At 57.2% G+C, this 23,304-nt stretch carries 16 protein-coding genes and 3 pseudogenes; 11 read left to right on the forward strand and 8 right to left on the reverse strand.

Annotated elements, in window-relative coordinates; all coding sequences use genetic code 11:
• Position 1: 1 nt before the first annotated feature.
• The gene (locus ABMV07_RS12640; protein WP_088268096.1) at positions 2-1,156 is read right to left on the reverse strand and encodes a glycoside hydrolase family 3 N-terminal domain-containing protein; all 1,155 of its coding nucleotides are present in this window, start codon (positions 1,154-1,156) and stop codon (positions 2-4) included.
• 34 nt (positions 1,157-1,190) lie between these two features.
• On the opposite strand from ABMV07_RS12640, the gene ABMV07_RS12645 reads away from it, so the two are divergent.
• The gene (locus ABMV07_RS12645) at positions 1,191-1,379 is read left to right on the forward strand and encodes a DUF2613 domain-containing protein (RefSeq protein ID WP_374064680.1); all 189 of its coding nucleotides are present in this window, start codon (positions 1,191-1,193) and stop codon (positions 1,377-1,379) included.
• On the forward strand, positions 1,380-4,457 hold the full coding sequence (locus ABMV07_RS12650) for a DUF3367 domain-containing protein (protein ID WP_374064681.1): 3,078 nt from the start codon (positions 1,380-1,382) through the stop codon (positions 4,455-4,457). It abuts the gene before it with no gap.
• On the opposite strand, the gene ABMV07_RS12655 is transcribed toward ABMV07_RS12650, so the two are convergent.
• A complete protein-coding gene (locus tag ABMV07_RS12655; RefSeq protein WP_374064682.1) occupies positions 4,349-5,488 on the reverse strand; it encodes an acyltransferase family protein in 1,140 nt (379 codons plus the stop codon). The two genes, ABMV07_RS12650 and ABMV07_RS12655, sit on opposite strands and share 109 nt — an antisense overlap.
• Before the next feature lie 12 nt (positions 5,489-5,500).
• On the opposite strand from ABMV07_RS12655, the gene ABMV07_RS12660 reads away from it, so the two are divergent.
• Complete coding sequence (locus ABMV07_RS12660; RefSeq protein ID WP_088266329.1) at positions 5,501-6,595, forward strand: DUF3068 domain-containing protein; 1,095 nt, start codon at positions 5,501-5,503, stop codon at positions 6,593-6,595.
• Entirely contained in the window at positions 6,586-7,998 is a 1,413-nt protein-coding gene (locus tag ABMV07_RS12665; RefSeq protein ID WP_374064683.1) for a hypothetical protein, read from the forward strand. Before ABMV07_RS12660 ends, ABMV07_RS12665 begins: the two co-directional genes overlap by 10 nt.
• Here ABMV07_RS12665 and ABMV07_RS12670 read toward each other — a convergent pair.
• Positions 7,881-9,005: a glycosyltransferase family 4 protein gene (locus tag ABMV07_RS12670; RefSeq protein ID WP_374065035.1), complete on the reverse strand. Its 1,125-nt coding sequence runs from the start codon at positions 9,003-9,005 to the stop codon at positions 7,881-7,883. The genes ABMV07_RS12665 and ABMV07_RS12670 overlap by 118 nt on opposite strands.
• A 70-nt stretch (positions 9,006-9,075) precedes the next feature.
• Here ABMV07_RS12670 and ABMV07_RS12675 point away from each other — a divergent pair, with 70 nt between their 5' ends.
• Both ABMV07_RS12675 and ABMV07_RS12680 read left to right on the forward strand, forming a co-directional pair.
• Positions 9,076-9,810, forward strand: a complete 735-nt coding sequence (locus ABMV07_RS12675) for a class I SAM-dependent methyltransferase (RefSeq protein WP_196977093.1) — start codon at positions 9,076-9,078, stop codon at positions 9,808-9,810.
• A gap of 31 nt (positions 9,811-9,841) precedes the next feature.
• Positions 9,842-10,551, forward strand: a pseudogene (locus tag ABMV07_RS12680) (IS3 family transposase); the annotation flags it as partial.
• Positions 10,552-10,602: 51 nt separating this feature from the next.
• Here ABMV07_RS12680 and ABMV07_RS12685 read toward each other — a convergent pair.
• On the reverse strand, positions 10,603-12,441 hold the full coding sequence (locus tag ABMV07_RS12685) for a phosphoenolpyruvate carboxykinase (GTP) (RefSeq protein ID WP_374064684.1): 1,839 nt from the start codon (positions 12,439-12,441) through the stop codon (positions 10,603-10,605).
• A gap of 456 nt (positions 12,442-12,897) precedes the next feature.
• Between ABMV07_RS12685 and trmB the strand changes: the two genes are divergently transcribed.
• Genes trmB through ABMV07_RS12710 form a run of 5 tightly spaced genes read left to right on the forward strand, consistent with a single transcriptional unit; the run spans position 12,898 to position 17,929 of the window.
• Positions 12,898-13,677 carry a tRNA (guanosine(46)-N7)-methyltransferase TrmB gene (trmB, locus tag ABMV07_RS12690; RefSeq protein WP_088267567.1) on the forward strand — a complete coding sequence of 260 codons (780 nt, stop codon included), beginning with the start codon at positions 12,898-12,900 and terminating at the stop codon, positions 13,675-13,677.
• Positions 13,674-14,294, forward strand: a complete 621-nt coding sequence (locus tag ABMV07_RS12695; protein ID WP_196977091.1) for an NYN domain-containing protein — start codon at positions 13,674-13,676, stop codon at positions 14,292-14,294. Before trmB ends, ABMV07_RS12695 begins: the two co-directional genes overlap by 4 nt.
• Before the next feature lie 14 nt (positions 14,295-14,308).
• Complete coding sequence (locus ABMV07_RS12700) at positions 14,309-16,549, forward strand: MMPL family transporter (RefSeq protein ID WP_196977090.1); 2,241 nt, start codon at positions 14,309-14,311, stop codon at positions 16,547-16,549.
• A gap of 1 nt (position 16,550) precedes the next feature.
• Complete coding sequence (locus ABMV07_RS12705) at positions 16,551-17,594, forward strand: YbhN family protein (RefSeq protein WP_196981582.1); 1,044 nt, start codon at positions 16,551-16,553, stop codon at positions 17,592-17,594.
• Complete coding sequence (locus ABMV07_RS12710; RefSeq protein ID WP_088267571.1) at positions 17,591-17,929, forward strand: DUF3054 domain-containing protein; 339 nt, start codon at positions 17,591-17,593, stop codon at positions 17,927-17,929. Before ABMV07_RS12705 ends, ABMV07_RS12710 begins: the two co-directional genes overlap by 4 nt.
• Before the next feature lie 680 nt (positions 17,930-18,609).
• On the opposite strand, the pseudogene ABMV07_RS12715 reads toward ABMV07_RS12710, so the two are convergent.
• From ABMV07_RS12715 to ABMV07_RS14025, 4 genes and pseudogenes are all read right to left on the reverse strand, one after another.
• Positions 18,610-19,810, reverse strand: a pseudogene (locus tag ABMV07_RS12715) (ISL3 family transposase).
• Between the two features lie 420 nt (positions 19,811-20,230).
• Positions 20,231-20,545 carry a hypothetical protein gene (locus ABMV07_RS12720; RefSeq protein ID WP_088267161.1) on the reverse strand — a complete coding sequence of 105 codons (315 nt, stop codon included), beginning with the start codon at positions 20,543-20,545 and terminating at the stop codon, positions 20,231-20,233.
• An 89-nt stretch (positions 20,546-20,634) separates the two neighbouring features.
• Positions 20,635-22,185, reverse strand: a complete 1,551-nt coding sequence (locus tag ABMV07_RS12725) for an acyl-CoA carboxylase subunit beta (protein ID WP_197688838.1) — start codon at positions 22,183-22,185, stop codon at positions 20,635-20,637.
• An 11-nt stretch (positions 22,186-22,196) separates the two neighbouring features.
• Positions 22,197-23,276, reverse strand: a pseudogene (locus ABMV07_RS14025) (alpha/beta fold hydrolase); the annotation flags it as partial.
• Between the last annotated feature and the right edge of the window lie 28 nt (positions 23,277-23,304).

A 23,304-nucleotide genomic window follows, 5' to 3' on the forward strand; every position in this document is an offset into this window, starting at 1 on the left:
CTTAGCCTGCGACTCGCGCAACTGAAGCCTTGAACTGTTCGACGGGATAACGCCCCTCCGAGACTGCAGCCACAGTGGCATCAATGGCTTCGACCAAGCCTGCAGTACTTACCCACAGTGCCTGATCAGCACCCGCTGCTAGAGCTGTTGGTACCGCCTGCACAGTGGGCATTAATGATGTAACCGCGGCCATGGTCAAATCATCGGTGTAAATCACGCCACTAAAAGGTTGACCACCAGGATACGAGCCGGAACGCAGCAACTGGTACGCAGCTGGATTGATCGTCGACGGAGTTTCTGGAGCACCCAACCCCAGCACAATCATGTGTCCTACCATCACGCCTGCACCAGCGACTAGCACCTTGCCATATGGGATCAGATCGAGCTTTTCTAGCTCAGCCAATGGCGGGGTGTGTACCTGTGCGGTGTGCGAGTCGCCGCTAGCACGCCCATGCCCTGGGAAGTGCTTGAGTACGGGACGCACCCCAGCATCAGACATTCCTTGGGCGAATGCGGTGGCGTAGGTGGCGTCGATAAACGGATCGGGGCTAAATGCGCGATCCCCAACCACTTCAAGGCCGGCCTCAATATCAACAACCGGCGCAAAGTTCACGTTAATGCCATGCGCAAAAAGCGAACGTCCCATGTCATAGGCCATTCCGCGCACCTGCTCTGGGGTCATGGTTTGTGCCATTACCTGTGGGGATGGGAAATCGCCGAGGATCCCGCGGTGGCGCAACACGCGACCACCCTCAAAGTCGATGGCTACGGATAACGGTCGGCCCGCTATCCGACGCAGCTCTGCGATGTCGCGGCCAGGGGTGGTCAAGATCTGGGGGTCCGTTCCCGAGCCGATAAAAATTCCGCCGGCACCTTGTTGGATAGCAAAGAGGGCATCGTCGAAATTGCCCACGCCCACCATCATCAAACTGGCGGCATCCTTGCGCAGTTGCACTGGATCTACGGCGACAGCCTGCGGCGTTGACGACGCCGAGGAGGTCTGAGACGACTGCGACGCAGCAGCAGTAGATGCTGAAGGAGAGCTCGGCGCAGCCTGTTGCGAGGAGTCCTGCGAACAGGCGCTAAGCATGCTGGTGGCAACAACGGTGCCAAGAATCAGCGAGGCGGGTGTGAAAACGCGGCGTAGGTTATCCATTACCTATCTAGTAAACCACGCTAGAGTAGTGCACATGGCCTTTGATTCCGATTCCTTGAACCGACGTGCCCTCGGTCCGGCAATTGCCAGCGCTGTTTTAGGGATCGCGCTCGGAGTTGTTGCCGTAATCGGCGCGTCCATGGTGGACTCCTCACCACAAGGAACACATGTCAGCTCTGACGATGCCCTTCTAGGCGACCCAGAATACGGGTCCCGCAACTAAATGCCACACCTCCTAGGCTGGATGCTGGCCGCCCTCTTCAGCTTCCTACAACCGTGGGGACTTATCGCAGCCGACACCAAACACGATCTTGTGGCTAATCCCCGCCAGTTTCTTGGCGGCGCACTCCACGCTTGGAGCGACACATTCCCCCTAGGCCAAGTACAAAACCAAGCCTACGGGTATTTATTTCCCCACGGGCTTTTCTTCCTCATCACGGATCCGCTACCGGATTGGGTAGCGCAGCGCCTGTGGTGGACCATCGTGCTTGGGGTGGGATATTCCGGCACCCTGATACTGTTACGCCGTCTCCTCCCCCAGGCCCCCGCCACAGTCATAATGATCGCCGCGGGCGCCTACGCACTGTCGCCTCGTATCCTCACCACGCTTACAGCGATTTCCTCGGAAGCCTGGGTGGTAGCCCTCGTCCCGTGGATAATCTGGCCGCTTATGCGTCAGAACTTAAAGCGCTGCCACGTGGCGGCGTCGATAAGCGCCGTAGCGTTTTTAGGGGCCGTGAATGCCACCGCCACCCTAGCTGCCTGCGTACCCGCTGGCCTCTACCTTCTTTGCCACCGACGCTGGCGACACCTGCTGCTATGGCTTGGCGGGGCGATAGCAGTAAGCCTGTGGTGGATCATCCCGCTGCTGGTGCTGGGACGCTATGCGCCGCCGTTTACCGACTACATCGAAAGCGCGGCGGTCACCACACATTGGCTGAGCCTGCCTGAAATCCTGCGTGGTACAACCAGCTGGACTCCCTTCGTAGATGTAGAACGCGCCGCCGGCCACGAGCTTGTGGCCAATCCGATCCTCATCGTGTGCACGCTGGCGGTCGCCGGCCTCGGCATGATCGGGCTACTTCGCGCGCCACGATGGTGGACGCTCCTGCTTTTCACCGGCGTGCTCATCATGGGCGGCGCGCACCTTTGCACAGGGCTTCTCGACGGCCCCGGCGCGGCCCTGCGCAACATCCACAAGTTCGACCCCCTCGTGCGTTTACCACTGGTTATTGGCTTGGCCTACGCGCTTCATTCCCTACAGCTCAAACGTCTTCCGGCTGCAGTTCTTGCTGGGTTGGTAGTACTTGGTTCAGTGGCTCCTGCATGGTCGGGACAGTTGCTCCCCCAGGGGGCCTACCGTGAGGTGCCACAGTATTGGAAGCAAGCAGCTGAGCTCATTAATCGCGAGGGTGCTCACACCCGCACGCTGGTGCTGCCTGCGGCAAACTTTGCGCGCCAAACCTGGGGATGGACGCGCGATGAGCCACTGCAACCATTGTTGCAGGTGCCGTGGGTGGCACGCGACGCAGTGCCACTGGTACCACCGGAGGCGATTCGCGGGCTCGATGGTGTGTTGAGTGCTGTAGACAAAGGTGCCGTGGATCATCTTGGCGATCAGTTACGAAGAATCGGCGTAGGCATTGTGGTCATCCGTCACGATCTCGTGGCACCACACAGTGGGGACGCAACCTTAACCATGATGCGCTCAGAGTTTCCCAACCTAGAGGTGCACACGTTTGGTTCCGGGAAAGAGCGTGTCGACGTAGCCATTCTTGACCGTCAAGCCCACGGGTATCTCACCGACAAACTCACTCGCGTTGCCGGCGGTGGTGAAGCATTAAGCCTGCTCGGCCCCGGTGATTTTATCCTCAGCGACTCCGACGCAGAGATCGTCACCGACACCCCGATGTTGGCCGCCCGCAACTACGGTGCCGCCCGCCGAGCGATCTCGGCGCCGCTCGCTACCGAAGCAGAGGGTAAGGACGTAGCCAACCCCGTGCGTGATTACCCATCAGTTGCTCGCGCCACACGTGTGGTGGAACACGGTGGGCACGTAGTGGCCTCGTCATCGGCCGCAGACGCTACCGCTTTTGGTGGTGCAGACCCCACAAGATCTATCACCGCAGCAGTGGACAACGACCCTAACACCGCATGGTTCGCGGCCCCAGGAGATCGCCACCCGTGGCTTGAACTACAGACCGAGAGCACTGACCCCCATCTTGAACTGCGCACCACCGGCAAGGCCGGAAAAGTGACCATACGCAGCAACAATGCTCATGTCACCGCCGATATGCGTCCAGGTGTTCCCACCACCATCCGTGTACCAGGCGGGGCCACTGACCGCGTGCGCGTCGAAGTCGCCCCAGGCATGGGTATCGCCTCCGCGCAGCTTAGCCACTCCCACATCACGCGAATCCCCACCCTGCTGCCGGCAGGGCCCAGTGCGCACACCTTCTTATTCCAGAAAGTGATGGTAGATACCGGCCTGCTCAACCGCGACTTTGAAACCACACGCCCCGTCGAAGTCACTCTTTCTGCATCCCACTGCGATCGCGCCATCACCCTCGACCAGGCCACCTACACCTGCGGTGAACGCTTCCTCCTGCCCGCCGGCTACCACGAACTATCTACCAGATCAGATTGGGTGCGCCTTTCTGGGGATGGTAAGGCTGGTTTTGTTGACCTCAACGGTGACTCTGTTTTTGTGACCACCCAAACTGCCAATAGTGGCATGCGCGCATTCATCGGCGATCATGACCTCTCCCCTATCACCATCAACGCAGGTGGCCAAGGGTTTATCGTTCCTAAGGCATTAGCCACCGACGATGTGCTTGATGTGATTCGCTTCGAGTTCGCCGGTGAACACACCTACCGTCGCGGCCTTGCCGGCGGGCTTCTTCTGGCACTAGCAGTACTCAGTGCCTGCGCAGTATCCCTCTGGCGTGCTCGTAAGTATGCTTTGGCTGATACTTATGTAGCTGCGGCTTTCACCCCTGATGTACCCGCGTGGATCATGCTGACAATCGGATTAGGTGCAATAACAGCCGCAAGCGGTTGGCTAGGGCTGCTAGCCGTAGGAATAGCTACTGGTATCACCGCCACCCGTTTTGTTCAACGATCCTTCGTTATCGCAGCATGTTGTGTTGTTGCTGCCATGTGGATGGCAAGAGCCCCGTGGCCTGATTCCCATTACTTTGATGTAAGCACCTGGGCTTCGCTTGTGTTTGCGTTGGGGATGGGTGCGTTGTTGCCTCGGTGGCGAAGCGAAAAACGCCCCACTGATTCCATGAGCTCGTAGCTGATCCATGCCACCACGATGCTGATTGTGGCACACAGGAGGAAAACGAGGGCGGTGTTGCTGGAAAACACCTGCAATGTGGTGACCTCGAAAAGCACGGTCAGCACTGGCAAGTGCCAAAGAAACAGGGAATAGCTCCAGCGGCCGAGGCTCAACATGGGCTGCGTGGTGAGTATCCGATTAGGCAGCGATTGGGGCGCGCCCCAGATGCAAGGGACGATGATCAGTGCTGCAAACACAGCGCCAGCTACGATCTTTCTGATAAATTCCGCCGGCGTGGGATGAACCAATCCGATGGGGCCGTACCATTGTTGCCCTGCTAGCCACGCTACTGCTAGCCCAACAAGCCACCAGAGCCAGCCGTGGCGGATAACCCATCTGCGTTGTTCCAGCTCCGCAGCGCACAGACCCACAACAAACCACGGCAGGTAGGACATGGGCCAAAGTTGGAAGTTGACCCCTCCCCACACGTCGGTGGGCCAGGGGATGGCAGCCCACCCAAAACCTGCTAGCGCAAGACCAAGGTAGCTGGCGATTTTGTAGCGTTGCGGTATACGGATGAGCAGGGGTAAGAGAAGGTAGAAGGCTACTTCGACGCTCAGCGACCATAGGTGGGTCAGCCCGCCGGCAAGGGCGTGGGGCAGGTAGATCTGGGTAAGAGTAAAGGTGGCCAGAATGGTGTACCAAGAAGTGCCGAATGCGTTGGGCAGTAGGGCAAAGACGATGGCACAGCATGCCCAGTAGGCGGGCAGGATGCGTTGGGCGCGGCGTCGATAGTAGTGCTTGTGGTTGCCGCGGGCGAGGAGGAATGCGGATAGGGCGAAGAAAACCGCGACGAAGAAGTCGAATCGGGCCAGTATTGCGCCGGCGGGTGTGCGTTGGTCGATACCTGATTGGAATGCCGCGTGGGTAGCTAACACGCCGAGTGCCGCCACGGCGCGTAGGCCCTCTAGCTGGGGCAAGAACCGTGGTGGTTGCGAGGTTAGGTACGATTGAGACACTCCCACGGATCCTAGTCGAAAGTTGAGCACACAAGGGTGAAGATGAAACCTCGCCTCAGCCCCTCTGGCATTGCGTTTGTTACTGCTGCCGTGTTGTTTATTATGGCGGCCGTCGTTCCGGCGTTGGTGACGGCGCTGCTCAAGCCGATTCCTGTGGGTATTGCGCGTTCTATTACTACCCAGCCGGCGGCGACAGTGCTGGCGGATCCTGCGTGTGCGGGGGTGTCGCCGCTGTCTTGCCCGCATGTGGAAACGACCACCCAGCTGCGTCGTGAGGTGACAACGAATAAGACGGAGGTGCGCGATGAGGTGGATTTGCGTGTCGACGAATCCTTGCGGCGCACAGACACCAACGACGCCATCATTACTATCGATGATTCCCTGCGTCTGATCAGGCACTCCACCTACCCTGTGTTCGATTCCACAAGCCACATGAAGGTGAAGTCTAAGGCTTTAAACCTGAACTTTGATACCGGTGATTTTGCCCGCGATGGTTTGCAGTATTTCTTCCCCTTCCACACGGAGCGCCGTTCGTATCAGTTCTTTGATCCGATTGCACAAACGGCTTGGCCATTGGATTATGTACAGCAAGATAATGGCGAGTATGTGTTCACTCAGACTGTTCCTGCGACCAACTTGGTCAAGGCTGCCACGCGTTCTTATACACAGCCTGATGATATTTCTGATGAGCATTCCACTCAGGCTCAGGCCTCGGATCTAAGCCCTGAGCAGCAAAAACAATTGGCTTCTATGCAGGTGCCGGATCCGCAGGGTTCGGCGCTGCTCACACCGTATTACACCACGACGCGCACGCTGTGGGTGGAGCCAAAAAGTGGTGTGGTGGTCAACCAAGAAGAAGATGTTTTTATGTTCTATGCGGGTTCGCAACGCGAAGCGGCCCGCATTGCCGCCTCCGGCCGCAATGAAGAGCTAGGTAAAGAACGCACGATTTTACACACTTCTTTGAAGTGGGATGCGGATACTCAGGCGAATGCCCGCGCGGAAGCACGCCCGACGGTAGTAGCGTTGAAAGCTGCCCGCGTGAGCGATTTCTTGGGCAAGATGGCTGGCGTGGCAGCGCTGATCATCGGTGTGGTTTTGGCTTCTCGACGCCGCCGCGAATCCCCATGCCGCTAGTCATCGGTTGGGCTGCGGCGCTTATTACGGCGCTTTTATGGCCGTTTCTGCTGCCCCACGATGGTATGTTGGCGCTGCGGGACATGGTGGTCATCGACCACCCAGCTTTAAGCGAAAACGCCTTGGGCTGGGGAAATCTCCCCGCACGTAATGCTCCCCAAGATGGTTTGTTGGCGGTTATCGGCCAGGTTATTCCGGCAACGTGGGTTGTGCGGGCGGCACTGCTTGCCGCTGCTATTGGCGGTGCGGTAGGCGCTGCACGCTTGGGTCGATCGCAGTGGCAGCGTATTGCTGCAATAACCGTGACCTTATGGAATCCCTTCGCGGTGGAGCGTCTTTTACAGGGCCACTGGTCGTTGGTGATCGCCGCGTGGCTGGTACCACTGTTGCTTGGTCAGGGGCGTTTGGTGGCGTTGTGGGTGGCGTCGATAACGCCCACAGGTGCTGTTTTGGGCGCGGTGATTGCGGCGGTGTCTGCCCCAACTCGAAGGCTACGCTTAGTGGTTATGGCGATGAGCGCGGTGTTGTTTCTGCCGTGGCTGTTGCCTAGTATCACCGCTCCTCCTGCGGGCGTGACGGATGTATTCTTTCCCCGTGCTGAAGGCTATGTGGGCCGGCTGGGCGCGTTTGTGGGGCTCGGCGGCATATGGAATGCGGAGGCTACACCTCCTTCGCGGGAGATGGGCTTTGCCATCGCCGGAATTATATTGTGCGCAATTACGGTGTGGTACGCTCCCCGCCGCTATCAATTCCTCGCCCTTGTAGGGGTGGTGACCATGTATGCGGTTACGCCCTGGACGTTGGCGCACATCCCAGGTGTTGTGCTGTTTCGCGATTCCGCCAAGCTCAGCATGTTGTTGCTACCAGCGATGATCTATGGTGCTGCACGTATCCGCCCCCGCCCACTGGTTACTGCAGCGATCCTTGCAGCGCTTCTTCAAGTTCCCGACGCGCCCCTTGCGGTCCGCCCGCTTGCTCCCGTGGCGCAGCCCGAACTCCCGCGAACCACGGGAAAGCTACTGATCGTCGATTCCCACGGGCTTGTCAGCTATCAGGGCCGCACGATCGTCGATCCCCGCATCAAGGCCAACGCCACAGTGGAATCCGGTGCGCTCAGCGTCGATGGCCAGCTTATCGAAGCCCCCTCCCCCGCTTACTCCCAAGCAACCGCCGCATGGCACCGCGGCGATCATAACTACCTGCGAGAACAAGGAATCACGGCTGTGATCGACCACGGCAAGTTCGCCCCCATCGCCGATTCCACGCCCCAGCGAACCGCTGGTTTTTATCTCGGATTGGGCTGCTTAGTACTGTGGGCTGTGGCCGGAATCTGCGGTTGCGCAATCACACGCAGAAACTCACGACCAGTGTCCTCCCACGAAAACGTTGACGCGAAATCATAGGCTCGTCGCCCCAAGTCATCGCGATAGTGCTGGTCCGCGAGCAACTGGCGGATAGCGCACGTGAGCTGTGTGGGAGTCTCCACTAAGATCCCACCGTCACGCACCGAATCCCTAAGACCACCCGAATGGGCATAACCAACAGTAGGAACCCCGTGCTGACCAGCCTCAATGACTGCAAGACCCCATCCCTCTTTCCGCGAAGGCATCACATGCACCGCAGCCTGAGCCAACAACGCATGCTTATGGTCTTCTGCCACCTGACCATGGAAAATCACACGGTCAGCCACATCACGTGCATATTCTCGTAGCTGCGGCTCCCACCAACCTGAACCAATGATGTCGAGCACCACCCCATCGAGTCCGCGCACCACATCGATGGCATGCTCGATCTGCTTATGGGGCACCAATCGCGACAAGGTGACAAGATGCGGTCGCGTTACCGGCGGTAGCTTCACCGGAACCGGAGGCACATCAATTCCATTGCGCACAATAGTAATGTGATCTGCCGGAACACCCAGGTCAACCAGCTCGTCACGGCTAGGCTCCGACACCGTCACATACTGCACACCCCGATGCACCCACGGGGACACCTTCGACTCAATAAACCAGCCCAAGCGCGCAACAAGCGGACCAGCCACATCCCACTGCCGGCGATGACAATGGTGGGTAAGCAGGATCGTCGGCACGCCCGAAAACACCCACGCAAAAAACGGAATCCCATTCTGGGTATCCACCACCATATCCACTCCACGCAGCCGACCAATCCCCAGCCGCCCCATAAGCTGCGCAACCGCAGCCCGAACATAGACCGAATACTTGCCACCCGCGTACTGATACTCCACCCCGTCGCGCACGGCGCGTCGCGACGCATCCGTATGGCGCGCCGTCCGAAAAATCACCTCATGCCCCGACGCCACCAAATACTTTGCAATGTGCTCCAAGTAGCGCTCACTGCCACCGCCTTGGGGGTGGGTGGTGTCGCGCCAGCAGAGTAACAAAATCCTCATATCAGTCTCCATCGTAGGCGCTCGACCCACAACCAGCCCGTTTTGCTGGGATTGTGCCAAGATAAAGGGCATGCATTTCGCCACTTTGCGACGTTCCCTCCACCTCCTGCGCAGCTTCAAGTACGAACAGTCGGACCCCGACCGTTTCTATTCGTTACTGGCGCAAGACACTCGGGACCTCGTGGATCATGTATGCAACAAGGTGGGGATTCAGTATCAGTCGATTCTCGATGTTGGTGGCGGACCAGGATATTTTGCCGATGCCTTTAGCCCGAAGCGCTATGTGAGCGTGGAGCCCTCGGCAGGCGAGATGGCTGCGGCGGGGATCACGGTGGTGCAGGCGGTTCGCGCGTCGGGGTCAGCGCTGCCGTTTCCGGACTCAACTTTTGATGTGGTGTTGTCCTCCAATGTGGCGGAGCATGTTCCAGACCCGTGGACGATGGGTGAAGAAATGCTCCGCGTTGTACGCCCTGGTGGTGTGGTAATTCTAAGCTATACCGTCTGGTTGGGGCCGTTCGGCGGGCATGAAACCGGCTTATGGCAGCACTATGTTGGTGGTGCGTTTGCCAGAGATCGGTATGCCCGCAAACATGGGCATCTTCCTAAAAACGTATTCGGTTCTTCGTTGTTTGCAGTCAGTTGCACCGAGGGGCTGCGCTGGGGTGTGAGCACTGGCCAGTTGGCGTTGGCGTTTCCGCGTTATCATCCGCGCTGGGCGTGGTGGCTGGTTCGGGTGCCGGTGCTGCGGGAGTTTTTGGTGAGCAACCTAGTGCTGGTGATACAAAAAGGTGGCTCCCTTACATAAGGAATGAACTGCTCCCCATAATCCGGACTGAGAAATCAGAAACCAGATTGTGGGGAGTTTTTCTATGCATCCACGCACTTGGGTTCAGGGGGTCGGTTCCGTTTACATGGCAGACTTTGTCTTGTCTTCGCCTGACCTGATTAGTCATTGGGCATGGGAGGTCAACAAGGATGGTATTGATGCACTACGGCCGAAACCGAAGCGCAGGCCTAACGGCTCAGCTCGGCCTACACCACTGACCGAAGAAGACAAACTGCGACGCGAAAATGAGCTTCTCAAGGCTGAATTAGCATACCTAAAAAAATTACGGGACTTAAGGGATCAACAACGAGGCTAAAAGTCGAAGCCATCATCACCTTCAAGTCTGACCACCGCCTCGATGACTTAATCACCGTATCTGACCTGCCCAGCCCAGCTGAAGGACTCATTGTGCACACCGACCAAGGCTTCCAGTATCAGCACGCCAGCTGGCGTGACTTGATGACAAGCATTGGTGGCGTGCAATCGATGTCACGGAAAGGCAATTGCTATGACAACAAAGTGATGGAGAATTTCTTCGGCCATCTGAAATCTGAAATGTGCCACGGTGTTTCCTTCAGTAGCGTCGAGGAGTTCTGCCACGCTGTTGATGATTACATCCTGTGGTACAACACGACCCGGCTACAGGAACAATTCAAGGGCCTGGCCCCGATGCAATATCGGAACCAGGCCCTTGCAAAGACCCAAACCACTGAGAATTAACCCAGTCCGAAAAACGGGGAGCAGTTCAGAAGCCACCTTGGGGGTAATGCTTTAGGATTCAGCTGCTGCTACGCGAGCTTTGAGTGCCTCGAATTGTTCGAGAACCTCAGCAGGAACCGCGGAGCCCTTAGAGCCTAGGAACGCGAGGTATTCCTCGTTATCGGCAAGGTCGCCCTTCCATTGTGCGGCTGGAGCGGACAGTGCCTCGCGGATGTCCTCGATTGGGGTATCTAGGCCGGTGAGGTCCAAGTCTTCTACTCGGGCGGTGTAGCCGGCGATGGTTTCGTCTGCTTCGACGCGACCTTCGATACGGTCGACAATCCACTTGAGAACGCGGCTGTTGTCGCCGAAGCCTGGCCACAGGAAGCGTCCGTCGTCACCACGGCGGAACCAGTTGACCAAGAAGACCTCAGGCATCTTGTCGCCACCCTTCTTGCCCATGTCGATCCAGTGCTGCAGGTAGTCCGCTGCGTTGTAGCCGATGAATGGCAGCATGGCCATAGGGTCGTGGCGCAGTGCACCGACGGTGCCTTCTGCGGCGGCGGTCTGACCGGAGGACAGCAGGGCACCGATCATGGTGGCGTGATCCCAGTTGTGTGCCTGGGATACCAGCGGGACGGTGTCTGGGCGGCGGCCACCGAACAGGATTGCAGAGATCGGCACACCCTGTGGGTCGTTGTACTCTTCTGCGGCGACTGGGCACTGTGCCAGCGGGACGCAGTAGCGGGAGTTCGGGTGGCTGGATGGCTGGCTGCTTTCTGGAGTCCAGTCGTTGCCCAACCAGTCGGTGAGGTGCTCTGGCATGTTCTCCAGGTCTTCCCACCAGATGTCGCCGTCGTCGGTAAGCGCCACGTTGGTGAACAAGGTGTTGCCTGGTTCCATGGTGCGCATAGCGTTGGGGTTGGAGGAGTAGTTGGTGCCAGGAGCAACACCGAAGAAGCCGTTTTCTGGGTTGATGGCGTGGAGGCGGCCGTCTTCGCCGAAGCACAGCCATGCAATGTCGTCGCCTACGACCTCGGCGGACCAGCCGTCGATAGTGGGCTGGAGCATAGCGAGGTTGGTCTTGCCACATGCCGATGGGAAAGCAGCAGCGATGTAGTAGACCTTCTTCTCAGGGGAGGTGAGCTTCAGAATGAGCATGTGCTCAGCCATCCAGCCCTCTTCCTTAGCCATGACAGAAGCGATACGCAGGGCGTAGCACTTCTTAGCCAAGATGGCGTTTCCGCCATATCCGGAACCGTAGGACCAGATTTCCTTGGTTTCTGGAAAATGGGTGATGTACTTTTCCTCATTGCATGGCCATGCCACATCTTCTTGGCCCGGTTCCAGAGGTGCGCCCACGGAGTGTAAGCATGGAACGAAGGAGCCGGTGTCGCCGATCTTGGCCAGTGCTTCTGCACCCATGCGGGTCATAATGCTCATGGAGAGCACAACATACTCAGAGTCGGTGAGCTGAACCCCTAGCTTGGGGGCTGGGTCGTCGATAGGGCCCATGCAGAAAGGTACGACGTACATGGTGCGGCCCTTCATGGAGCCACGGAAGCGCTCAGTGAGCTCGGCTTTCATCTCCGCCGGGTCAGCCCAGTGGTTGGTAGGACCTGCACCTTCTGGGGTTGGAGTGCAGATGAAGGTACGGGACTCTACTCGGGCAACGTCGGCTGGATTGGAGCGAGCCAAGAAGCTGTTAGGGCGCTTCTCTTCGTTGAGACGGATGAGAGTACCGGACTCTACCAATTGAGTTGTCAGGCGGTCCCATTCCTCTTGGGATCCGTCAGCAAAAACAACTCGATCCGGCTGGAAAAGCTCGACGTTTTCCGCAATCCAATTCAGCAGTACTTCATTTTTGGTGGGTGCTTCACCCTCAAGGCCCTTAATAGACACGGTGGACATCGCTTCTCCTGACATAGTTTCGCGTGTCAATTGACAGTTCTTCCACCTCACACAGTAGCCAGAAGATGAACAGCAAATGACAACACAGCGGGAGACACACGTCACAAAGTAGGCTACTCGCACAGTGCACCCCCAAAAACCACAGGTAAACGATCACGTCCGATGTCTTCGCGTTGAAACAATTTACCCCCTTCAGGGGGTGTTATATTGTGGAAGATCAACACGGCACCCGTCAGACCTCCACAATTTGCGCGCGCTACCACACGGATCATTGCGCACCGCACGCAGGTTAGGTCGCCCTATGTTCAGCTTTCCGAACAACTGGACATATCCGCCCTCAGTGCACTAAATCTGCGAACACCCTACCCCCTCTCATGTCACTATTTTCACACACGTCACATATTTATCACCCGCCCGATATTGAACTAATCACAACCGAGGGGCACAATAGTCGGGATGTCTAATACTGATAATTCTGATAAGAACACCAAGCCCACCGGCTATCGTCCACCGCAAACGGATTTCAACACCGAGTTCGGCAACGACCTCGATTACCCGCGCCTAGGCTCCGTCAGCTTCCGCCGCGGCACCCTCACCGACAACCAAGAAACGCTCTGGGATGCCAACTGGCCCATCCTAGGCAAGGACCTCACCGACGCCGAGGACCAGCGCATCGACGTCGCCGAGTGGTTCGGTCGCAGTGGACACAAGACCATCCTCGAGATCGGTTCCGGAACCGGCACCTCCACAGCAGCCATGGCGCCATTAGAAGCCGACGCCAACATCATCGCCGTCGAGCTGTACAAGCCAGGTCTTGCCAAGCTGCTCGGCGCAGTCGTGCGCGGCGACATCTCCAACGTGCGCATGATCCGCGGCGACGGTGTTGAGGTACTCACCCGCATGTTCCCCGAGGAAAGCCTCGACGGTGTGCGCATCTACTTCCCAGATCCATGGCCTAAAGCCCGTCACCACAAACGCCGCATCATTCAGTCCGGCGTGCTCAACCTGATCGCGTCACGCCTCAAACCAGGTGGCGTTCTGCACGTGGCAACCGACCATGCCGACTACGCCGAGTGGATTACCGAGCTGGTCAACGTAGAGCCACAGCTGGAATTCATGGGTTGGCCATGGGATGAATGCCCACAGCTAACCGATCGCCAAGTGATCACCAAGTTTGAAGGCAAAGGCTTGGATAAAGACCACACCATCACAGAGTTCCTGTGGAGGCGCAAGTGAGCCGGCTGCTACTCGTATGGGATGCCCCCAACCTTGATATGGGTCTAGGGGCGCTGCTCGGCGGTCGCCCCACCACTGCCCATCGCCCGCGTTTCGACGCCGTCGGCCGCTGGCTGCTGGCCAAGGCAGGTGAACTCGCGCATACCACGGGCTCCAAAGTGGAATCAGAAGCCACGGTGTTTGCCAACGTGGTACCAGGATCTGCCGACAGCATTCGTTCGTGGGTCGAGGCCCTGCGCAATGTTGGCTTTGCGGTGTTTGCCAAACCAAAGCTGCGGGAAGACACAGACGTGGATCCCGACATGCTTGCTCACATTCGCAAGCGCTATGAGGAAGGCGGTCTCGCAGGAGTGATCGTCGCCAGTGCTGATGGCCGCAACTTCCAAGAAACGTTGGACGAGCTGGCGTCGGCAGGCATTGCTATCACGGTGATCGGCTTCCATGAGCACGCCACGTGGGCGCTTGCCAACGACTGCATCACCTTCGTCGACTTGGAGGAAATCCCCGGCGTCTTCCGCGAACCACTACCGCGTGTTAGCCTCGACAACCTCCCCGAAGAGGGAGCTTGGCTTAAGCCCATCCGACCGCTCAGCGCTCTACTTTCCAAGAGCAAATAAGAGAGGAAACCCGTATGTTCTCTCGCTGGGGAGACTTTTCATACCGCCACCGCAAGGTCGTACCTATCGTCATTGTGGCGCTGATCCTCGCCGTGTACACGCTCTTCGGCGCACGCTTGGCAGATCGCATGAGCCAAGAAGGCTGGGAAGATCCCGGTTCTTCATCCGCACAAGCTGCCACTATCGAGCGCGATACCTTCGGCCGCGACAACAACGGCGATGTGATTTTGCTCTTCACAGCGAAAGACGGCATCGCACACAGCCCAAGCTTTGACAAGATCAAGAAGTACCTGGACTCCTTGAAAACTGATCACAGCGACCACATTGATGACGTCACCTCCTACTTTGACAAGCGCAACGCGCAACTCATCTCCGAGGACGGCACCACCGCATTCGCAGCTGTCTCGCTGCGTGGCGACGGCGAACAAACCCTAAAAGACTTCCGTGCCATCGAATCCGATCTACACCCCCAGTTCCCAGAGGTCACCGTCCAGGTAGCCGGCTCCACAGCCGTAGCCGACGCACTCGACAAAGGTATGTCTGGCGACATCAAACGCGCAGAGGTAGTAGCACTGCCCGTCGTCGCCGTGCTCCTGCTCATCGTTTTTGGTTCCGTCGTAGCCGCAGGCATGCCACTGATCGTAGGTATCCTCTCCATCCTCGGATCCTTGGGCGTGCTATCCATCTTGGCAGGCTTTGTGCAGGTCAACGTGTTTGCCCAGAGCGTGGTCACCCTCCTAGGACTTGGCCTTGCTATCGACTACGGCCTGTTCATGGTGTCGCGCTTCCGTGAGGAGCTCGACGCTGGCCGGCCCATCCCTGATGCCGTACGCATCACCACCGCCACCGCGGGCAAAACGGTAACGTTCTCCGCAGCCATGGTCGCCGTAGCACTCTCTGGCCTTTTGGTGTTCCCGCAGGCCTTCCTCAAATCCGTCGCTTACGGAGCCATCAGCGCGGTAGGACTAGCAGCACTGCTGTCTATCACCGTGTTGCCGGCACTTTTTGGCATGCTGGGCAAAAACATCGACAAGTGGACCTTGCGCCGTACCTCCCGCAAGACAACGTCGTTACGCTCCACCGCGTGGTACCGTATTCCCGCATGGGCCATGAAGCACTCCACGCTGGTCACCGTCGGTATCGTGGCGGTACTCCTCGGCCTGACGCTACCGCTAGCCGGCGTGAAGTTCGGTGGCATCAACGAAACCTACCTGCCACCCAACAACACGGTGCGCACAGCACAAGCCTCCTTTGACGAGAACTTCCCGCACTTCCGCACCGAACCCATCAAACTCGTGATTACCGGTGCAACCAATCAACAGCTTGTCGACGTGTATCAGCAGGCCAACAAGGTTGAAGGCCTCACCGATCGCTTCAAACCCAGCTCGGCTACCAAGGACGGCACCACGGTCCTATCCGCCGGCATTGAAGACCGCGAAAACAACGCCAAGGTAGTAGAACAACTACGGGCTATCGACGCCCCCGAAGGCGTGTCGATCTACATCGGCGGCACCCCAGCAATGGAAGTCGAATCCATCGAGGCACTCTTTGACAAGCTGCCGTGGATGGCGATCTACATCGTCACCGCCACCTTCTTGCTGATGTCACTCGTATTCGGATCCATGATTTTGCCCGCCAAGGCCATCATCATGACCATCCTAGGTTTGGGCTCCACCTTGGGAATCCTGACCGCCATGTTCGTCGACGGTGTTGGCTCCTCGCTGTTCAACTTCTCCGCTGGACCACTGATGAGCCCCGTCCTCGTGCTCATCATGGCCATCGTCTACGGCCTGTCCACCGACTACGAGGTCTTCCTTGTCTCTCGTATGGTGGAAGCCCGCGCCAAAGGCGAATCCACCGACGAGGCCATCAAGTATGGCACCGCACATACCGGCGGCATTATCACCGCAGCTGCACTCATTATGATCGTGGTCTGTGGTGCCTTCGGGTTCTCTGAGATCGTGATGATGAAATACATCGCCTTTGGCATGGTCGTAGCATTGCTTTTCGACGCCACCATCATCCGCATGATGCTCGTCCCAGCCGTTATGCATCTTCTGCGCGAAGACAACTGGTGGGGTCCCTCCTGGCTCAAGAAAATGCAAGTCTCCGAGGGTGGTTCCACTGAACACGACCCGCTTCACCATCTCACCGTAGACTTGGATACAGCCGGACGATCCGGGCGCACCGTCAAAGAGGATGCCGAGCTAGTCCCATTTTCCGAACTGATGAAACGACTGAGTGAAGAATCCTAAGATGCAGATCCTGAACAACAAGTGGGTGCGATTCCTGTTCCCCCTTGTTGTTCTGGTGATCGCAGCGTTTCTTCTTCGAAACAAAATGCCCTTCCTTGCAGAGGGATACACCCAAGTTCTAGCCGCTAACAACACCGGCCTTATTTTCGCCGTCGTCGCCGTGGTGATCTCCATCGTGTCGATGGCAGAAGTCATGCGTCAACTCCTAGGGGCCGGCGGCAGCCACGTCAGCCTACTGCACACCACAGAACTGACCTTTATCGCGAACTCATGGTCCGGCACCTTCCCCGGCGGTGCCGCAATCTCTACCGTGTACCAATTCCGCACCATGCGTGCCTGGGATGTGAGCGTAGTAGTCAGCTCCTGGTTCATTGTGGTTTCCGGTGCGCTATCTACCCTATGGCTCGTCGCCCTAGGTCTTGTCGCCGTGCTTTTCCTCGGCGCACACTTTAGCGTGGTCCCGCTCATTGGCACGGCAGCGCTCATGATCGGCCTCTCGATCCTGTTATTCGTAGCCACCAATAATCCTCGGCAAACATCAGCGGTGGCCTGCCGCATTGTGCACAGCTTCAACCGCCTGATCCGCGCCGACCGCGAGCGTTGGATCCCCACAGTAAAAGCCCAGGTGGGCCAGCTCCACGCCGTAGCTCTCACACCAGGTCGATTCGCCATCGCCTCCCTCTTTTCCCTAGGCAACTGGCTCTTTGAGATCCTCGCCCTATGGCTGTGCATCTGGGCAGTCACCGACACCCTGCCCGGGCTCGAGCGTATCGGCGAAATCCCCTCAATCCTCGGCGTAGTACTCGCATTCGTCACCGCCAAGATCGTCGGCACCGCCCAAATCACCCCCGCAGGCCTAGGCCCCGTTGAGGCAGCCATGACAGCCAGCCTTGTGGCCGTCGGCATGCCCGCCGCCAGCGCCTTCGCCTCCGTCTTCGTTTTCCGCATCATCGCATTCGCGATCATTACCATCGCAGGCTGGGTCATCTACTTCATCTCCATCGCCCGCGGCGGACTGCGCGCCCACGAAAGGAGCATCCCATGAAATACTTAGCTATCGACGTCCTCGCCGTCCTCATCTTCGCCATCCTCGCCCGCGCAGCCCACGGCGGCCTCGAAATCGCCCATATTCTAGACACTTGGTGGCCCTTTACCATCGGCACCATCCTCGGCTGGGCGCTCCAACGCGGCAAAAACCCACTCGCCCTCTCCTACGGCGTTACCGTATGGATCTGCACCGCCGTCGCCGGCCTCACCTTCTGGGGACTACGCCACGGATCCGTCCCCCACTGGTCCTTCATCATCGTCGCAGCGGTAATGTCCAGCATCCTCCTACTCGGCTGGCGCGGCCTTGCTGCGGTGATCGCCCGACGCAAATAAATACAAAGCGCGTCTTAATAAACCTGTAGCAACCTAAAGCGTGTGGGATACTTTTACCCACACGCTTTTTGCATGCTCCAGCACGTATAACACCACGTCAGCGCAAAATTTTGCAGACAAAACCACAGGACAATAACTTAAGTTTTAGTGTGATTAAAATAAGCTTGGCACATTAATACTTACACGTTTATATTTCCTTCATAAGTAAATGACACCACGTACCTGTAGGAACGTGGACCAGACGATGGCTCGCATTCCTTCACAGGCACCGTGCCTCCCTTCGAACAAAAGGCAGACCAGTCTTATGAAGGCATTCCGCCTTTCCACTGCAATTTCCGCAGTAACTGTCGCTTCCCCACTCTGCGCACCAACCACCGTCATGGCACAGGAAAACAATTCCGCAATTGATGGCTCTTCCGGTTTTAGAGTGCATTGATTAGTTCGCCGGGGTTCCGGCGTGGCACTACGCGGAGTAGGACGTTTTCCACAACCATGGCTTAGCTGGGATTGGCTGGCGTTGGTGGGCGTTGGTGGGCGTTGGTGGGCGCGCCACCCCCACTCACCCCCGAAAAGACGGCACTTCACACCAAATCCGCCCAAACGGCCGGTTTTCTTGCGATTTGGTGTGAAGTGCCGAGAAAAATCCTTCGAAATACCCCCGTTTAGTAGCTCTTCCGGTTTTAGAGTGCACTGATTGTGTGTCGCATGTTGACGGCGTGGATCAGGCACCACAAGATGTAGTGGTCGAAGTAGACGAGGATGTCCTTGCAGCACTTGTTCATGGTCCTACCCAACTGCGCGATCTCAGCGATACTAGCGTCTTTCATACCAACAATCGTGTCAATGAGCATGCTCATGGCTTTGTTGGCTGCTTGCTTGTTGGTAGTAGTTCCAGGTCTGTTGTAGCGGCGTATAGTCGTCGTCGAAGTCAAACAGTTTTTCAAGCCTCCTACGGGGCTTGTCGGTCAGCAGGTGCATGGGTGGTCAACAGTGTTGTCCGGTTGCGGTAGAGCAGGTCTTTGCTCCCGGCTGCGCCGGACTGTTGTTTCTCACTAAAGCTTGGTGCGGCACGTGGTGAGCTTGTCACCGGTTAGGCGTACAACGTGGAATAGGTCTTTGACTTGGGTGGTGTTGAAAATGACGTCGCCAGCGGCGGTGGCATAACCGGTAAACCCATCCATGGTCACCACCTGTATCTGCTCCCGGAAGCTGGGGTCGCGCTCTTTAAGCCACCCGCTGAGCACATCGGCGGATCTGCCCAGTCGTATGTCTAACAAACGTGCAGGCCCATGCCCGTCCACCAGCGGGGTGAGGTCAACAAGTATGGTCACCAGGTGTGATACCTGGCCTGGTTTTCTGGTGTGTTTCCATACATGTTCATCGACTCCCAAGAATGCGAACCCCGTCTAGGTGACAAGGGTCGCCGTAGACAAGCTGACGGCAGGCATCTAGTGCGACCTAGTTGACCAGGTCCCAGCCCACACCGAGTGTTTTGGCGGTAGCTGACACACTCATCCGGTCAATAGCAAGGCGCTGCAAGATCCAGCGGGTGACCCGATACGTGAGCTTGGCACCGTCATCAGCGCAGGTTAAAGATTCTTGGAAGATCTTTCTCTTACATGAGGCGGCTGTGTACCGAAACCTGGGGACTTTTATGTGCAGCCTGGTGGGGAATCCGACGACAGGAAGACCAACGAGTCGACGGGTGATGTGGTCGCGTAACTTGCCAGACTGGCCGCAGTCTGGGCACACGCCGATAACGGCTACGGGCGTGGCCTCAATGATGGTCAGTGCTCCGGCATCAGCGGCACAGGTGATAGCAAGTCCGATTTCCGCGGTACGGCAGATGGTGTCAGCAACGAGGTTTCCAGTAGGCTTCACAGTACGGGTCTCTGGTGGGTTTAGATGGTCGTGTAGCAACTTTCATCTTCACACTAGGTACCCCTACATGTTGTGGTGACCCGCTGGACCCGTCGTTTTCTACCTTATCCCGCTACGCACCCCAAAACCGGAAGAGCCCCTAAACCTATGTCAATCTTGGTTGAACACAGCAAGGACAATCACCCACATCTTGATCCGGCACCGCAGGGCAAGGGTTCACTGTCGAGCTCAAGCTCCGGTTCCAGCACCGGCGGTTTCTGGAGCCTGTTGACAATCCTAGGTATGGTGAGTGCACTGGCATGGCACTTGTTCCATAACCTGCCTAGCATCCCTCACTTCTTTAAGTAAGGCACCCTAAGACTAAAGGGAAGCCTGCACCAAGAATGGTACAGACTCCCCTTTTTTAACGATGAAGAATCGTTAGCTGCCAATGAAGGCGAAGACGATCTTGAGCAGTGGCAGGCGCTCCGCTGCGGCAGCTTGAGCAGCCTTCAAGCCCTTATTTTCTTGGGTGAGAAGCAGCGCGAATTCGCGAAGATCCTTAGCTGCGATGCGGCGACCATTGACGGATTCCAAAAGCTCAGTTTGGTCAAGGTTGGTCGTATCACCCTTGTTGTTATCAACAAAGACCTGAGGAAGGGGCAGAGGCTCTTTTGCCTGCTGTGCGTGGGCTGCAGGCGCAGCGCCAAGGATCAACGAGGTAGCCAGAAGAGCAGTAAGGGCGCGTGACTTCACTATTAATAATCCTTTAAAAAAGAGAAGATATTTAAGGATTTTTTTTACGTTAGCACAGTGCCCTAGTACTTTCCCATCCCAAAGTATTGTTACATCGGTGCGATAGTGTGTTTCTTAGGCAGATCATGAACGTCCTTAGTTTCCAGCTGACGCAGGGCACGTCGTAAAGCAATGCGCGTCTCGTGAGGCTGAATCATAGCGTCGATATAGCCGCGCTCTGCCGCAACATACGGCGACGTCATGTTCTCGTCATAGAAGTTCATGAATAGCTTCTTCATCATGGCGCGCTGCGCAGGATCTTCTACTGCAGCTAGCTGCTTGCCCTGAATCATCACCGAAGCAGCAGCGGCACCCATCACTGCGATCTGCGCGGTAGGCCACGCCAAGTTGATGTCACCGGAAAGGTTCTTCGACCCCATCACTGCATAAGCTCCGCCATAAGCCTTGCGCACGATAAGAGAAATTTTCGGCACAGTGGCCTCCACCAGCGCAAAGGCCAGCTTTGCGCCACGGTGAATCAAACCAACCTTTTCTTGCTCCACACCAGGTAGATAACCAGGCGTATCCACAACGAAGAGGATCGGGATGTTATAGGCATCGCAAATGCGAATAAAGCGAGCCGCCTTATCGGCCGCGTCAGCGTCGATACACCCTGCATATTCCAACGGCTGGTTAGCAACCACACCCACGCTGCGGCCGTCGATACGCGAAAAGCCCACGATCATATTAGGAGCAAAGTTCGGCTGAATCTCAAGGAAATCATCCTCGTCGAAGATCAACTTGAGCAGCGAATGCATATCGTAGCCAGCGTTCGTGTCATCCGGCATGAAAGTATCCAAGCTCTGATCTGCCGCCATAACATCCTCATCCGAGGGTGCCCAATACTCAGGGTTGGGATCATTGCAGGTAAGTGGCAAATGCTGCAGCAAATCATGCACATAGTTGAAGGCATCATCCTCATCGGCGGCCACATACGACACGTTGCCGTTGAGTTCCTGCTGACGCGCAGAACCCAGATCATGAGAAGTGATGTCCTCGCCCGTGACTTCCTTAATCACAGCAGGACCAGTGACATACATTTCCGCGCGACCATCCACGGCCACTACAAAGTCAGTAGTCACAGGAGCGTACACAGCACCACCAGCGGATTTACCCATCATGATGGAAATCTGCGGGCTACGGCCACTCAATGGCAACTGACGACGCGAAATCTCCGAGTACATAGCCAGCGAAGTAACAGCGTCCTGGATACGAGCACCACCAGAATCCTGGATACCAATCACAGGGCATCCAATCTTGATGGCCATATCCATGACTTCACACACCTTGCGACCAAACGTCTCGCCCACCGAACCACCATAGACAGTCTTGTCATGGGCATAGATGGCCACAGGACGGCCGTCGATACGCCCATAACCAGTAACAACGCCGTCACCGTACGGGGCATCAGGCTCACCTGGAGTACGACCCAACGCGCCAATCTCTACGAAAGAGCCATCATCAAGAAGACGGTTGATACGCTGACGAGGGGTAGTAAAACCAGCCTCGTCGCGCTTAGCCCGCGCCCGCTCACTACCTGGATCCTGTGCCTTTTCTAGGCGCACCCGAAGGTCAGCGAGCTTTTCCGCAGTCGTACTCACAGTCCAATCTCCTACTTACCCTGTAGCTGTTCAATCCTGTTGGTCAGCGCCACACCAACCTTACCGATCTCCGGCTCATCCACCACTGCTAAGTGGTCGCCAGATAGTTGTATGATCACCAAATCCTCAACGATAGCCGACCATCCGCCATCAGGCTCAATCTCAGCGTACGCGGGTTCCAACTCAATAGCCCCATCATGCATACGTTCCGCACGGAACAACATCACCGGAATCTTCACATTCGCCCAGCGCTGCATGTCCATACGGTCCAAAATGCGGTTGTCCACAAAGGAAGCGCGCTGGTGTTCCAGCACACCCGCCGACAAACCGTGCTCTGTAGCATCAGTGGTGGACAAGAACTCCGCCATCATTGCCAGCAGCGCATCTTCACCAGCGGTTTCCAGCAGCTCATAGGGCACTGGGAAATCAAGACCATAGGTCTTCTTAGCAAACTCCGAGTAGCGCTCCCAACGCTTAACCGTTTCTTCCTTAGTATCCGGCGCCAAATGCGCAGGCTGCACGGTATCCAGCAAAGCAATCGTTGCGATTTCTACGTCGGAATCCTGCAGCTGGTAGGCCACCTCATAAGCCAACGCACCGCCAAAGCTCCAACCGCCCAAAATGATGGGTAGGCCATCGGAGTACTGCTTGATCTCATCAAGATAGGCTGCAGCGCGTTCTTCTAACGAGCCTTCACGACGCTCCACGCCGTAGACAGGAACGTCCGCAGGCAAACGACGCATCAGCGGCTGGTACACCACAGAACTACCGCCAGCTGGGTGGAACATGAACACAGCTGGCTGCGTAGAACCTTCAGGGCGGGCACGCAGCACACGGATGTTGCCCTCCACATCAGTTTCTAGCCCCTCGCGCACAATGTTGGCCAGTGGTTCTAGCGTTTCTGCCTGTTGTACCTGCTCTGTAGACACCGCAACACCCGCACGCTCGGTGAGGCGCTCTGCGATCTCTCGAGCCTGCTCCTCAGTGATCTCCGGCAAAGTGCTGGTCACACCGGCGGCTGCTGCACCGGTAATGCCTGCCCACGTGGCAAAAACCAAACGCTCAGAAGCATCGCGCGGTGCCACGCCTACCTCGTGGGATTCCGCGGAGGTAGCGGTG

Source organism: Corynebacterium belfantii (genome assembly GCF_041898185.1).
Classification (GTDB): domain Bacteria; phylum Actinomycetota; class Actinomycetes; order Mycobacteriales; family Mycobacteriaceae; genus Corynebacterium; species Corynebacterium belfantii.